This window comes from Novosphingobium sp. SL115 (assembly GCF_026672515.1).
GTDB lineage: Bacteria > Pseudomonadota > Alphaproteobacteria > Sphingomonadales > Sphingomonadaceae > Novosphingobium.
In genome coordinates this window covers 138,338-152,113 of record NZ_JAPPRG010000003.1, presented here as the reverse complement: position 1 = coordinate 152,113, position 13,776 = coordinate 138,338, and the positions used below count along the sequence as shown (strand labels likewise).

General features: G+C 61.8%; 12 protein-coding genes. 11 read left to right on the top strand and 1 reads right to left on the bottom strand.

Annotation, left to right across the window (positions count from 1 at the left end; genetic code table 11):
• The 11 genes from OVA07_RS16950 to OVA07_RS16900 all read left to right on the top strand — a co-directional run bounded on the left by OVA07_RS16950 (position 1) and on the right by OVA07_RS16900 (position 11,641).
• Positions 1–1,185, top strand: coding sequence for an aromatic ring-hydroxylating oxygenase subunit alpha (locus OVA07_RS16950; RefSeq protein ID WP_268172858.1), 1,185 nt, complete (start codon positions 1–3; stop codon positions 1,183–1,185).
• Between the two features lie 328 nt (positions 1,186–1,513).
• A complete protein-coding gene (locus OVA07_RS16945; protein ID WP_268172857.1) occupies positions 1,514–2,458 on the top strand; it encodes an RES family NAD+ phosphorylase in 945 nt (314 codons plus the stop codon).
• A 486-nt stretch (positions 2,459–2,944) separates the two neighbouring features.
• Complete coding sequence (locus OVA07_RS16940) at positions 2,945–4,153, top strand: FAD-dependent oxidoreductase (protein ID WP_268172856.1); 1,209 nt, start codon at positions 2,945–2,947, stop codon at positions 4,151–4,153.
• Positions 4,154–4,288: 135 nt separating this feature from the next.
• Complete coding sequence (locus OVA07_RS16935; RefSeq protein ID WP_268172855.1) at positions 4,289–5,035, top strand: maleate cis-trans isomerase family protein; 747 nt, start codon at positions 4,289–4,291, stop codon at positions 5,033–5,035.
• A gap of 145 nt (positions 5,036–5,180) precedes the next feature.
• Positions 5,181–5,474, top strand: a complete 294-nt coding sequence (locus OVA07_RS16930; RefSeq protein ID WP_268172854.1) for a DUF1330 domain-containing protein — start codon at positions 5,181–5,183, stop codon at positions 5,472–5,474.
• Complete coding sequence (locus tag OVA07_RS16925) at positions 5,471–6,484, top strand: alpha/beta hydrolase (protein ID WP_268172853.1); 1,014 nt, start codon at positions 5,471–5,473, stop codon at positions 6,482–6,484. The genes OVA07_RS16930 and OVA07_RS16925 overlap by 4 nt, the downstream gene beginning before the upstream one ends.
• Entirely contained in the window at positions 6,481–7,467 is a 987-nt protein-coding gene (locus tag OVA07_RS16920) for a formylglycine-generating enzyme family protein (protein ID WP_268172852.1), read from the top strand. Before OVA07_RS16925 ends, OVA07_RS16920 begins: the two co-directional genes overlap by 4 nt.
• A complete protein-coding gene (locus OVA07_RS16915) occupies positions 7,464–9,674 on the top strand; it encodes a xanthine dehydrogenase family protein molybdopterin-binding subunit (RefSeq protein ID WP_268172851.1) in 2,211 nt (736 codons plus the stop codon). The genes OVA07_RS16920 and OVA07_RS16915 overlap by 4 nt, the downstream gene beginning before the upstream one ends.
• Before the next feature lie 10 nt (positions 9,675–9,684).
• Entirely contained in the window at positions 9,685–10,167 is a 483-nt protein-coding gene (locus OVA07_RS16910) for a (2Fe-2S)-binding protein (RefSeq protein ID WP_268172850.1), read from the top strand.
• Positions 10,167–10,493 carry a hypothetical protein gene (locus OVA07_RS16905; protein WP_268172849.1) on the top strand — a complete coding sequence of 109 codons (327 nt, stop codon included), beginning with the start codon at positions 10,167–10,169 and terminating at the stop codon, positions 10,491–10,493. Before OVA07_RS16910 ends, OVA07_RS16905 begins: the two co-directional genes overlap by 1 nt.
• Entirely contained in the window at positions 10,490–11,641 is a 1,152-nt protein-coding gene (locus tag OVA07_RS16900; protein ID WP_268172848.1) for a class I SAM-dependent methyltransferase, read from the top strand. Before OVA07_RS16905 ends, OVA07_RS16900 begins: the two co-directional genes overlap by 4 nt.
• Before the next feature lie 46 nt (positions 11,642–11,687).
• On the opposite strand, the gene OVA07_RS16895 is transcribed toward OVA07_RS16900, so the two are convergent.
• Positions 11,688–13,709, bottom strand: coding sequence for a c-type cytochrome (locus OVA07_RS16895; protein ID WP_268172847.1), 2,022 nt, complete (start codon positions 13,707–13,709; stop codon positions 11,688–11,690).
• Positions 13,710–13,776: the final 67 nt, after the last annotated feature.

Here is a 13,776-nt window from a genome sequence, read left to right as displayed (position 1 = left end):
ATGACCGAACTCTACGATAAATACGCCGATGCGGCGCAGCGCATGCTCCACTTCGTCGAAAGCAGGACCACCGATCAGGCCAGCGCCACCATGCGCGTGCCCGTGGCCGATTATCTCGATCAGGATCGCTTCGACCAGGAAATCGCGCGCATCTTCAAGCGTCTGCCGCTCATGCTGGCGCTGACCATCGAACTGCCGCAGCCCAACGATTACAAGGCGATGGAGGTCATGGGCCTGCCCGTGCTGATAACGCGCGGGCGCGATGGCCGGGCGCGCGCGTTCCTTAATGTGTGCAAACACCGCGCCATGCATCTGGCCCAGACGGGCAAGGGCAACTGCAAGGCCTTTGCCTGCCAGTACCACGGCTGGACATATGCCAACGACGGCAAGCTTATGGGCATTGCCGAAGCCAGCACCTTTGGCGATGTCGACCGCTCGACCCTGAACCTGACCGAACTGCCCTGCGATGAAGCGGCGGGCCTGATCTTCGTGATCCTGACGCCGGATATGCCGATCAACGCAGTCGAATGGATGGGCGGCATGTATGAAGACTTTGCCGCGCTGCGCCTTGAAACGTGGTATTACCACAAGAGCAAACCCATGCAGGGCGCCAACTGGAAAGTTGCTTATGACGGCTATCTGGAAGGCTATCACTTTCAGGCCGCGCACACCAACACCGTCGCCACGCGCAGCCCGTCAAACCGCGCCCATTACGAAGGCTTCGGCCCGCATATCCGGCTGGGCTTTCCGCAAAATTCGATTACCCGCCTGCACGATCTGCCGCGTGACGAATGGGGGCGGCAGGAAAACAACGGCTATGATTTCATCCGCATGCTCTTTCCGAACATGAGCTTTTTCCTCGCCCCCGAAATGGGACAGTTGGCGCAGCTTTTTCCGGGGCCGAAAGCCAACCAGAACACCACGGTGATGAACTACATTTTCCCGGTAAAACCCGACACGGACGAAGGCCTCGCCGCGCTTGACCAGATGTGCGACTTCTTCTTCGATGTGGTGGAAGAGGAAGACTATTTCCTTGGCCTGAAAGTGCAGAACGGGCTGGAATCGGGCGCGATGACCCACCAGACCTTTGGCCGCAACGAACCGGGCAACCAGTTCTTCCACAAATGGGTAGCCTATTATCTGGACGAAACCGGGCAGACGCCGGTGCCCGTGATGAAGGCCTGACCGCTATTGTGGAGCGCTGACTACCCGTTGAACAAACCAACCGTCGCCCCGTGCTTGACACGGGGCGACGATAGTGGATTTTGGGATTTTAGGGTATTTTGCTGGGCAGATGAATGGCTGCTTCTGGGGCGGCGGTAAATCTGCCTAAATGGCGGTAGTTGGGTGGGAGCCGTCAGGCCGCTGTTGTGCGTCTAGTGGTGGTTGGGCGACCCGCTGCGCAAGAGTGGTGCTGGCGGTAGAGGCAACGACGCGATCGCACAGCATGGACGATCGGCTAAAAATCGCCAATGTCCGGTTCTAGTTAAGAGCAAATACAGAGAAATTTTTGATGATGAAGAAAGTTGGCCTCTCAAGAATTGAAATGAGGGAGCAGATAAGAAGGCTAAATCGGATAGATTTCAGCAAATCCGATTACAAAACTGTCAAAGCAATCGTTAGCCGGATGATTGCTGGTGTCCCCATCATGGTTGGGCCAACCAAATCCCATGAGCTCTTTTTTCGTGTGCGAAAGAATCCCAGGCACAAACTGCGGAATGTCTCGGAGCTTTGTGCGCCTTCCGCTGACTGCGTGAGCGGCTTTCAACGATGCAATGCGCCCGGCCAGCCAATGCTGTATTGCTCTTCTCGCCGTATCACCGCATTGCTTGAATGTGACGTGCAGACGGATGATGTTGCGTACATCTCTCAATGGATTGGCAAGAAGCAGCTACCAGTAAACAAAGTGTTCGATATGGAGGAAGATCAAGCGTTCATGGAGCGCTTGGACGAAAAAGACACTATGTTTTATGCGTATCTTGACGCTCTGTTCACAAGAAAGGTGCCTAAAGATTTTTCGACGGATTACAAACCTACCGCTGCCATCTCAGATATATTCACGTCATATTTTAAAGAGCAGGTAAAAGACTTGATCTTGGAAGATGGTAGGATAGGTATTCGCTATCCATCTGTGGTTGACCTTGAGAATTCTTACAACACGGCGTTTCCGCCGCACTTTGCTCTCGACCGGCTCGATCTGCTCCATGTGATGGAGCTGAAAATCCAAAAAAGGCAGGCCGACGAGATTTTGGTTTCCCTTTCCGACACCGCAACCGATTTCGATGATGGTGTCATTCATTGGACCGGCGACACCACGAGCATACCCGTTCCGCGTGACCCCAAGGGCGGAGTGCTGTTCAGGTTTACAGGCGAAAAGTGGCGCGTGCTAACGACTGAACATCTGCCTGTTCCCGCTGACATAGCCGAGCCATTTTTGAATGAACTGCTCAAGGAGTAGCTGCCGCCGTGCTAAAATGAACTAACGGCGGGTAGGCCTTTTCCGCCACTAGTCTAACGTCCGAAACGGCGTCGTTTCCGGAAAGTCCGTTTGCAGAGCGAAGTGGCGGATAGCTGACGCTCCGGCCCAGACGGAATGTGTCGGCGCTGCGTAGAATGTGGAGGGCATGGCCTTTGCAAACTCCACGACCGGTCAGAACCGCAACCGCCGTAGCCCCGCCCCCGGTCCCTCGTTTAACGTACGAGAGCGAGATTTATTGCGCGGCAAGAGAAATTGGTCACAGCGGCAAGGGCTTCCCAAGCCATCAGGTTTGCAATGGATGTATTTGCCAACTGTAAGCCGGACCGAGCCGACGGAAGAATAGCTGCGCCTCGATCACTGCAAGTCGGCCAATCACCGCAAGTCGGATATTTCCGCCTTCAATTCCGCAGCCCTGCAAACTGACGTTCATACCAGACTTCGAATTCTCATTGGGAGTCTGCTCGAATGACAGCAGTTGGACGGTGTCAGGTAGCGATCGCGGGGGCAGGACCAGTAGGCACGGTTCTGGCGACGCTTCTGGCCCAGGCGGGCATCGACGTAGTGGTTATCGAGACGGGCGAAGATTGCGCGCAGGATTTGCGCGCCTCCACGTTCCATCCGCCGACGCTCGAAATGCTTGACCAGATCGGCATCACCCCGATGCTTCTGGAAAAGGGTCTGAAGGCCCCGGTCTATCACTGGCGCGATCGTCAGTCGGGCGAAGTGATCGATTTCGACCTTGCCGAAATTGCCGACGTCACCCGTTATCCTTTCCGTATCCAGTGCGAACAGTATCACCTGTCGCGCGCGCTGGCTGAAGGTCTGGCACAATATCCCAACGCCAAGGTGCGCTTTTCCAGCCGCCTGCTGACCTTCAATGATGATGGCGCGGGCGTAGACATTGCCATCGAAACGATGGTCGGGATCGAACGGCTGCGCGCCGATTACCTGATCGGTGCCGACGGGGCCAATTCCATCGTGCGCAAGTGGCTGGGCGTGGAGTTTGACGGCTTCACCTATCCCGAACGCTTCCTGTGCCTGTCCACCGAACTGGAACTGGCCGATCACCTGCCCAATCTGGCGCTGGTGAACTATGTTTCCGACCCGGAAGAATGGCTGGTGCTGCTGCGCGTGCCTTCGCTCTGGCGCATTCTCGTGCCCACCGATGGCACGCAAAGCGATGATGTGCTGCGTTCCGATGCCACCAAGAACGCCATCTTTGACCGGCTTATCGGCAATGGCGCAGATGTGGTGACGCAGCACCGCACGCTTTACCGCGTCCATCAGCGCGTGGCCAAATCGTTCCGCGAAGGGCGTGTGCTGCTGGCGGGCGATGCTTCGCACCTCAACAATCCGCTCGGCGGCTTCGGCATGAACTCGGGCATCCACGATGCCTTCAATCTGTTCGAAAAGCTGCTGCCGATCTTGAAGGGCCAAGTCAGCAATGACGAAGGCCTTGCGCTTTACGATCGTCAGCGCCGCACGGTGACGCACAGCTTCACCCAGACGCAGACCAAGGAAAACATGGCGATGATTAAGGGCGGGCAGGATGACGCCCACCAGCGTCGCCGTGATGCCATGCTGGAAATCAAGCAGGACGATACCCGCCGCCGCGCCTATATGCTGCGCCAGGCGATGTATCAAAGCCTTGAAGAAGCGGCTGCGATTACCTGACCAGAACTACCTGAACAGCCACAAAAGCGCCCGCCAGCAGTCAGCGACCCAGCAGTCACCGACTCTGAGCGGGCCGGGGAGAAATCTGTTCAACCCCGCGCGGGGCCAAGACACCCGCGCAACAGGAGATTTGCAATGGTTGACGTTCTCGGTTGGCGCAAGCTGCTGGGTGTCATTGCCCCATCCACCAACACCGTGGTCCAGCCGGACATGGAACGGATGCGCCCACATGGCGTGACCAACCATTTCTCGCGCATCTATGTCGAAGACCCGCTCGCCCTGTCGAACGAGGATTTCATCGCAGGCACTACCGCCATTGCCGAAAACACGCTGGATGCGGTTCGTTCGGTGATGACATGCAAGCCCGATTACCTCGTGCTCGGCATGTCGGCCATCACCTTTTACGGCGGCGTCGAAGGCAGCCGCAAATGGAAGGCTCAGGTCGAAGAGGTTGCCGGTGTCGGCGCATCGACCGGCGCAGAATCCGTGGCTGCGGCATTGAAGGCATACGGCAACGTCAAGACCGTCAGCTTCGTTTCGCCCTATTACCCGGTCGCCAACGCCGAAGTGCGCAACTTCCTTGAAGAATCGGGCTTCACCGTAAAGCGCGACGTTCCGCTGGAATGCAAGCGCTGGACCGATATCGCCAAGGTCACGCCCGATCGTCTGCGTGACGTGATTGCCGAACTCGATGGCGATGATGTCGACGCCATCGTGCAGGTCGGCACCAATCTGTCGATGGTCGACCTTGCGGCGGAATACGAAGCCAAGCTGGCCAAGCCGGTCATCGCCATCAACACGGCGACCTATTGGCACGCCCTGCGCGCCTGCGGCATCGATGACAAGATCGACGGACTGGGCCGCTTGCTGGCCGAATACTGATCTTATAATTTCAACATGTTACCGCCTGCCCGGTGCCAAGCCGGGCAGGCAATCCGCCCATCGGATAACCCCACGACAGACCTGTTCGGCACACCGCCCCCGGTGTGGACTACGGCCAAAGCAAACCCGTACAGGAGATACCCCAATGGCCGCATGGCTCGTCGTGACCGCAACGCTCAAGGACCGCGACGCCTTCATGGCCTGCGGCTATTCGCAAAAGGCCGCGCAGATCCTTGAACAGCACGGCGGGCGCTATGTCATCCGCGCGCCCGGTGCCACGGTGCTCGAAGGCGAAGGGGCTGAAGGCGCATCGGTGGTCGTCTCCGAATGGCCCAGCCGAGAAGCCGCTCTGGGCTTCTACAACTCGCCTGAATATACCGAAGCCAAGGCCCTGCGCGCTGGGTTGGCAGACATCAACGTAACTCTGGTCGGCGCATGATTCGCCTCGCGCTCGCCGCTCTGGCGCTTACCGCGTTGGCCATTCCGGCCCACGCGCAGGCCCCTGCTGCCACATCGTCGGCAGTGCGCGAACTCGCCCCCATAAAGGTCTGGCCCGGCACCCCGCCGCTTGCCGCCGATTGGCCGGGCATCCCGCCCGCGCCCGTGACGGAACAGACCATTACCGTGCCCGGCGATCCATGGGGCGAACAGCTCTGGAATGTGACCGTCCCCACCTATCAGCCGTTCCTGCCCGCTGCGGGCAAGGGCAACGGCGCTGCGGTCATCGTCGCACCCGGCGGCGGTTTCCGCTTCCATTCGATTGAAAAGGAAGGCCGCGCCGTCGCCCGCTGGCTGGCCGATCACGGCATTGCCGCCTTCCTCCTGCGCTATCGCACCATCGCCCGCCTGCCGGGTGAAAGCGTCGAGGCGATGCGCAACCGCATCAACGCCGATCCGCGCTTCAACGATGGCGTAAAGGGCGAACCTGCCGCCGCTGACGGCACCCAGACGCTCAAAAACATCCGCGCCCACGCCGCCGAATATGGCATCGATCCACAGCGTATCGGCGTCGTCGGCTTTTCCGCTGGCGGCCATGTTGCCGGCATGATGGCGCTGGAAGCGAACGCGCAGGATCGCCCCGCCTTCTCCGGGCTGATCTATGGTATGCCGTTTGTCACCAAACTGCCGCCGCTGCCCCAGGCCAATCTGCCCTATCCGCCCGGCACACCCAAAGAGGTCTGGCTGCGCCCCGCCGCCACACCTGCACCCGGTCGCCTGCCGCCGATCTTCATGGTTATCGCACAGGATGATGTGGTTGCTGGCCTCGGCTTCCGCCAGTTCTACAGCGCGCTGTACGATGCCGATTACCGCCCCGAAATCCACCTCTATGCCCGCGGTGGCCACGGCTTCGGCATGAAGCCGCAGGGCAATACCGCCGACCTGTGGATGAACCAGTTCCACGCATGGATCGCGTCCGAAGGCATGCTCAAACCAAAGGCCGGAAAATGATCGTAAAGCTCCTCTCCGGCGCGGCACTTGCCGTTGCGCTGACCGCCACGTCTGCCCCCGCCATTGCCAAGCCGGCCAAGCCCATCCCGGCGGGCAAACGCTTCAACGACTGCGGAAAAGACTGCCCGGACATGATCGCGATTGCGCCCGGCTCCTTCACCATGGGCGCCGACGCAGGCGAGGAAGGCCGCCCCGAAGGCCCTGTCCGCCAGATCACCATCAAACGCCCCTTCGCGCTGGGCGTTTATGAAGTGACCAACGCGCAATACTCGCGCTTCATTGCCGAAACCGGCCACGTCCCGTCAAAGGGCTGCCGGTCGCTGGTCGGCGGCAAGGTCGAAGTCGTCCCTGATGCCGATTACCTGCACCCCGGCACTGGCGCGGGTGAAGGCGCGGCCAATATCCCCGTGGTCTGCGTGTCATGGCGCGATGCCAAGGCCTATACCGCGTGGCTGTCAAAGAAGACCGGTCAGGCCTATCGCCTGCCCACCGAATCCGAATGGGAATATGCCGCCCGCGCCGGAAAGCCCGGCGAATACTACTGGGGCAATTCCATCGATGCCGGCTGCACCCACGCCAATGTCTATGACAAGGACGGCGCAAAGGGCGGCGCGGTGCCGGTGTTCTCCACGGCTGAGGGCGCAGTGACCGTCCCATTCGCCCAGTGCAGCGATGGCCATGCCGGAGCCGCCCCGGTCGGCAGCTATCAGCCCAACCCCTTCGGCCTTTATGACATGACTGGCAATGTCTGGGAATGGACGCAGGACTGCTATTTCGCGCCCTATCCCGCCGCCGTCCCCACTGATGGCACATCGTATGAGGTCAGCGGCGAATGCCCCCGGCGCGCCGTGCGCGGTGGTAGCTGGATGAGCGCACCTTTCCGCAACCGCACGTCATGGCGCGGACGCGACCCCGAAGACCTCGTAACGTGGATCTTCGGCTTCCGCGTCGCGCGTGATCTTGCCGCAAAGTCCAGCAAATGACCGATAGCACAGCCCCGCTCATAAACCTCAGCCGTCGCGGCGTTCTGGCCGCGCTGGGCATCGGTGCGGGCGGGCTGCTGCTGGGCGGCCCTGCGGCAGCACTCGCAGCGGCTGACCCTGCAAAACCCGGTGCCGCCCAGTTCGGCCCGATGCTGTCCATCGCGCCCGATGGTGCGATCACGCTGGTCGTGCCCTCGTCCGAAATGGGGCAGGGCACGCAGGAGGCCCTTGCCCGCATCGTGGCCGAAGACCTCGATTGCGATTTTGCGAAGGTTTCCGTGCTGCTGCCATGGGCCGACCCTGCGTTTTCCAACCCCGCCGCGCGCCGCCAGCTTACCGCCAATTCGATGACCGTCACCGGCTATTTTGCCGCCCTGCGCACGCTGGGCGCAGGCGCGCGCGCCATGCTGGTGCAGGCCGCCGCAACCCGTCTGGGCGTCGCGGTGGAAACCCTGTCGGCCAGCGCAGGCCAGATCACCGGCGGGCCAAAACCCCTCTCCTTTGCCGATGTCGCGGCAGACGCGGCCAAGCTGCCCGTACCGGCCAAACCTGCGCTCAAAGATGCCAGCCAGTTCAAACTCATCGGCGGCAAGACTCCGCGCAAGGACTTGCACGCCAAAGTCACTGGCACGGCAACCTTCGGCATCGACGTTACCGAACCCAACATGCTGGTCGCAGCCCTCGTCCTCGCCCCGCATCCCGAAGCCACCTTCACCGCCAAGGGGCTGGACGAAGCGCGCAAGCTGCCCGGCGTGGTCGCCACCGCTCCGGTCAAAGGCGGCATCGCCATTCTGGCCGACCGGTTCTGGCGCGCGCACAAGGCCGCGCAAACCGTATCGCTCGATATCACGGCCAGCCCCATTGCCGGGCTGTCGGATGAATCCCTGCGCGCCGGAATGCAGGCCGCGTTCGATACGGTGCAACCCGCCCCGTTCCCCAATCTCGAACTCGGCGTCTTCCCGCCCAAGCTTGACCGCGCAGACAAACCCAAGCTGCTCGAAGCCCTCGCCAGCGCCGCGCGCAAGCTTGAAGCTGCTTATGAAGTCCCGCACCTTGCCCACGCCACCATGGAACCCATCTGCTGCGCCGCGCGCATCGATGCCGATGGCCTGCTGATCCGTGGTCCGCTGCAAGACCCCGCGCTCAGCCGCGAAGTGGGCGCAAAACTCACCGGCCTCCCGCTGGAAAAGGTCCGTGTCGAAGTCACGTTCCTCGGCGGCGGTTTCGGGCGCAAATGGGGCACCGATTTCGTCGGTATCGCCGTGCAGGCGGCACAGGCTGCGCCGGGGCGCCTGGTCAAGACGGTGTGGACCCGCGAACAGGATTTCGCGATGGACCAGTTCCGCCCCGCCTTTGCCGTCCGCTCGGTCGCCGCGCTCGACAAGGATGGCCGTACCACCGCCATTCACAGCCGCATTTCGGGCGAGTCCATATCCGCCTATCACAACAAAGCCCCGTTCCCCGGATTTGAAGGTCTGGCAGATGCCAATGCGGCGGCGCAGCTTGTCTATGGTGCCTATGCCGTCCCGCATAAACTGATCGAATATCACAAGACCGAATTGACCGTCCCGGTCGGCTTCTGGCGCTCGGTCACCATGTCGCAGAATGCCTTCTTTGCCGAATCCTTCGTCGATGAACTGGCCTTTGCAACCGGACAGGACCAGCTCGCCTTCCGCCTTGCCATGCTGGAAAACCAGCCCCGCATCCGCGCCGTGCTGGAAAAAGCCGCCGCCATGATCGGGTGGAAACCGCGCAAGCCCGGCACAGGTAAAGGCAAAGGGCGCGGTATTGCCTTCAGCTATGCCGACAACACCTTTTGCGCCATCGCCGCCGAAGTGACGGTGAAGGGCAAGGCCTTGACCATAAACCGCATCGCCAGCGCGTTCGATTGCGGGCTGGCGATCGATCCGGTCAGCACCGAAGGGCAGATTTCGGGCGGCATCGTCTTCGGTCTGCAAGCCGCGCTGTGGGGCGAGGTTCACTTTGCCGATGGCCGCCCCACGGCAGAAAACTTCGGCGATTATCGCATGCCGTTGCTGGCCGATGTGCCGCCCATCGAAGTGGCGCTCATCCCCGGCGGGACGCGCCCCGGTTCGGTGGGGGAAGCGTCCACCCCGGTCATCGCGCCTGCCCTGTGCAACGCCATTGCCGATGCCGGGGCCTTGCGCATTCGCGCCCTGCCCATCGCGCGCGCGCTGGAAATCTGAAGGAACCGCCATGGCAACCATCACCGTCAACGGCCAGCAGCGCGATTGTCCGGCTGATCCCGATACCCCGCTGCTCTGGGCCTTGCGCGAAGAGCTTGGTCTTACCGGCACGAAATTCGGCTGCGGCGTCGGTGCCTGCGGGGCCTGCACAGTGCATGTGGATGGGCAAGCGGTGCGCAGTTGCCAGCTTCCCCTGTCGGATGTGGGCGCAGGCAAAGTCACCACCATCGAAGCGCTGTCGCCCGGCCAAGCGCAGGCGCTGCACCCGGTTCAGCAGGCATGGGTTGAAGCGCAAGTGCCCCAGTGCGGCTATTGCCAGCCCGGCATGATTATGGCCGTCGCCGCCTTGCTCGCGCAAGATCCCGATCCGTCAGAAGCCACCATCCGCGAACAGATCACCAATATCTGCCGCTGCGGCACATATCCGCGTATAGTCGCCGCCGTGCGACAGGCCGCCATTTTGGCCGCCGCCGCCAACAGGAAGTCGTCATAATGTCTCGCCAACCGCTGCCCCGCACCCCCAACCGGCTCGATGCCATCGATGGCGCGCGGCCCATGGATGAACAGCTTCTCGCCATGATCGTCGGCCTCACTTCCGAAGTCACCATCCTGCGCGCGCGGCTCGACGCCGCCGAACGTCTGCTTGAAGCATCGGGTGCGCTCACCCCCGGCGCAATCGACGGTTATGAACCCGATGCAGCGGCAGAGGCCGCCCGCGAAGCTTATCGCCGTGCGACGCTTAACAAGGTATTCCGTCCCTTGCGCGAAGCCGCCCAGGCTGAACTTGCCACAACCACTTCTGCCGGAGACGCCGCATGACCGTGCAATTGTCCGAAGACCGCGCCGCGCTCGCCCATCCGCTGATCGCTGTGCCCAGCCACGATGAACTGGCCGAACAGCTTTTCGTCCGCGACCTGAAGCTTTACGTCATGCAGCAGATCGAACCGGTGCAGGGCCAGATCGCCGCGCAGGAAGCCAAGGCGCTGCAGGGGGCTGACACCAACAGCACCGCCGCGCTGCGCAGCCGCATGGCCACCCACGAAAGCTTCGGTTCATGGCTCGCCATGAAGCGGGAAAGCCAGCGCCAGCTTTGGCATGGCGTTGCCCGCAGCGTGGAGCGGCAGGCCGATACGCTCGAAGCGCTGGCGCAAATCGAAAATCCCAAAGGCTCGGTCCGCACCAATCCGGATTTCGTCGAACCTGCCTATATCGCGCGGGGCGACATTCACCTGATGCCCGGCGGCAACGCCCATGATGACGGCTCCCTGCTGCAAGGCGCGGTGATGGACCGGGGCGGAGCGGTCTATATGCTGGGCCGCAACGGCGGCATGCTCAACGACTTGCGCGGTCAGACCGCCATGGCTCACGTCCTCACCCGCTTCCCCGATTTCGCACCCAAGCGCATTCTCGACATGGGTTGCGGCATCGGCAGCAGTTCGGTGCCCGCCGCGCTGTGCTTTCCGGAAGCGGAAGTCCACGCCATCGATGTCGGCGCATCCATCCTGCGCTATGCCCACGCCCGCGCCGAACACCTTGGCGCGGCGGTGCATTTTTCACAGCAGAGCGCGGAAAAGACCGACTTCGAAGACGCCAGCTTCGACCTCGTATTCTCCTGCGTCCTGTTCCACGAAACCTCGCAGGCGGCCACCATGGCCATTGTCGAGGAAAGCCGCCGCCTGCTGCGCCCCGGTGGCGTGGCGGTCCATCTTGAAGTGCCGCTGCTGCACGACAATTCCGACCCGTGGGTGGAACTGTCGGGCGAACTGGAAGCGCAGTTCAACAATGAACCCAACTGGCGCGGCGCACTGACGGCAGATTACCGCGCGCTGTTCGAAGCATCGGGGTTCAAAGACGTCGAAATCGGCTATCAGGCGACCAGTCCGGCAGCGCGCAGCGGGCCGTTCCGTTTCGGGCCGGAAAGTGAAGGCGTCTTCCGTTCCTGGTTCGTCGCTTCAGGCGTGGTTTAAGGCCGTTTGCGGCACCTAATGTGCGCTTAGGTGCCGTTCAGGTCACTCACCGATTTTCGCGTAAATAGCCTGCAATTTCAGTGATATCGGAGGGAGAAAGCCCCTCCGCCATCGCCTGCATCTTGCCGCTGCTCAGCGCCTCGACAATCCGCGCGCGGTCCATCTGCCCCAGCGCGGCCCGGTCGGGCGCGCCGGTGCCAGCCTGTTCGTGGCAGCTTGCACAGCGTCCCTGAAACAGCGCCAAGCCACCGGAACTATTGGCCTTTTTCTGCGCAACAGCGGCAAATTGCGGCGTCCCGGCCCGCCGCTGCCCAAACGCCTGCAAACGGTCAGTCCCCACCAGCACCATGCCATCGACCACCGCAGGCTCGTTATATTTGCCCGAAGGATAAAGCGCATCCGCGCTGTCCCAGATAGGCTTTAATGTAATTGCATCAAAGGCATAGAGCTTTGCCCCGCGCGTGTCGGGCAGATAGACATTGGCGCTGCGCGGCACATTGCTGTCCAGCACCCACACTACGCCGCCGCGCCCACCATTGCTGGAAACCACTGGCGATCCGGGGTTTTGGAACGTCACCGTCATTTCCTGCGCATCGCGGACAAGATAGGCGGGCTGGCCGGGAGGTGTGGCAATTTTCAGGCGGACAAGGCCCGGCGGAACATTGGTGCCAAAGTCCGCGCCGGTTTTGGAACTACCTGAGAAATAGAGGTAATGCTGGCCATCGCCTGCGCCGAAATGAGCAATCGTCGCGCGGCTTTTGGCCGAATTCACCATGCCGATGGTATCCGAATACGGCCCGAAAACCACCACTGGACCACGGGTGCCAAGTTCCGGCTGCGGGGAGGGGGCCAGCAACGAACCGTCGGTGGCGGGATCTGTGCTGCACGCATGGCGGCGGGTGGTATTGCCGGGTAACTTATCGCGGTCCAGCAGGTAGGCAACACCTTGTTTTCCTGCACCTTGAGCCAGAAGGCGTGGCGTTGCACTGGCACTTTTGGGCAGGTCGATCACCACTGCGCCGCCCGATGCGATGTCGATATCGGCAGCGGCGGTCTGGCAATAATTGAACGGGGAATAAGTGCCGGTCAGCCGCAAACCAGCCTTGGGATCATCGGAAAATTGCAGGATCGACTGGCCCCATGCGTGGTCGGCATCGGGGTAAACGCCCGGAATACCGCGCTTTTCCAAGGCTGAGGCAAAGCTGGCCCCGGTGGCGATGTATATGCGGCCTTGGGCATCAATGGCAGGCCCGCTGGCGCCCCACATCCCGCCCTGTTGCATGTCGCTGCGCGGCATGGATGAGAAGGCGCTGGAAAGACGGGCTTTTCTCGTATCGACCGACACCAGAAAACCCTGCATGTCCGGCCCGAACGCTACATACAGCCGCCCACCATCGGCAGACAGGTTCAATGCCCCGCGCTGCCAATAGATTTGCCCCGGCTCAAACCGCGTGGTGCCATTGCGGTTCAGGCTGGTGGGCACGGTGCGGTGGCTGATTTCCAGCGGCCAGCCTGCCAGTTCTGCGCCGGTGCGCAAGTCCAGCGCATGGACATCCCATGCCCAGTCATCGCGGCACGAGGTGACGTATAGGCGGCCTGCCGTACGGTCGATAACCGGGGTGGACAGATTGCCCATTTCCCCGTTCTGACAAGGACTTGGTGTGAGTTTCCGGCGCCACAGCACGGTGCCCGCAGCCAGTTCCCCACGCTGCGCAGCCAGCACGGCATAAGCATATCCGGTGGAGGCCACGGCATAGGCGACCGGCGCGGTTTGTCCGGCCAGAGGGCCGCTGCGAAAATCGAGCGCGCCGAGATAAAGTGGCGAGGCGAACAGGCGAGGCGGGGCCGAGCCTGCCGAATCGAACACCGGCGACTGCCAGATCTGGCCGAACGCATCGCCTGCCACCATGTCGGGCGAAAGCACGGTTTCTGCGGGGTTCCAGCCTTCGCGGGTTGGGCTGACATGGAAGGTCAGCTTGTCGGCATGAGGGGCGGCGCTGCGGGCGCTGTGCTGGCCGATGGCGAGCAGCGAGCCGCAGGCGGCAAGCGCGACGATGACTTTGCGCATGGCAGTAAACCTCTAAAATCCTGAGCCGAGAGGCTAGCCAGCGTTGCCCGGTACAGACAGCCCGACC

Bases quoted from the DNA above. Each gene is read 5' to 3' on its own strand.
- OVA07_RS16950 (WP_268172858.1), top strand. From the start codon at position 1: ATGACCGAACTCTACGATAAATACGCCGATGCGGCGCAGCGCATGCTC.
- OVA07_RS16945 (WP_268172857.1), top strand. From the start codon at position 1,514: ATGATGAAGAAAGTTGGCCTCTCAAGAATTGAAATGAGGGAGCAGATA.
- OVA07_RS16940 (WP_268172856.1), top strand. From the start codon at position 2,945: ATGACAGCAGTTGGACGGTGTCAGGTAGCGATCGCGGGGGCAGGACCA.
- OVA07_RS16935 (WP_268172855.1), top strand. From the start codon at position 4,289: ATGGTTGACGTTCTCGGTTGGCGCAAGCTGCTGGGTGTCATTGCCCCA.
- OVA07_RS16930 (WP_268172854.1), top strand. From the start codon at position 5,181: ATGGCCGCATGGCTCGTCGTGACCGCAACGCTCAAGGACCGCGACGCC.
- OVA07_RS16925 (WP_268172853.1), top strand. From the start codon at position 5,471: ATGATTCGCCTCGCGCTCGCCGCTCTGGCGCTTACCGCGTTGGCCATT.
- OVA07_RS16920 (WP_268172852.1), top strand. From the start codon at position 6,481: ATGATCGTAAAGCTCCTCTCCGGCGCGGCACTTGCCGTTGCGCTGACC.
- OVA07_RS16915 (WP_268172851.1), top strand. From the start codon at position 7,464: ATGACCGATAGCACAGCCCCGCTCATAAACCTCAGCCGTCGCGGCGTT.
- OVA07_RS16910 (WP_268172850.1), top strand. From the start codon at position 9,685: ATGGCAACCATCACCGTCAACGGCCAGCAGCGCGATTGTCCGGCTGAT.
- OVA07_RS16905 (WP_268172849.1), top strand. From the start codon at position 10,167: ATGTCTCGCCAACCGCTGCCCCGCACCCCCAACCGGCTCGATGCCATC.
- OVA07_RS16900 (WP_268172848.1), top strand. From the start codon at position 10,490: ATGACCGTGCAATTGTCCGAAGACCGCGCCGCGCTCGCCCATCCGCTG.
- OVA07_RS16895 (WP_268172847.1), bottom strand. From the start codon at position 13,709: ATGCGCAAAGTCATCGTCGCGCTTGCCGCCTGCGGCTCGCTGCTCGCC.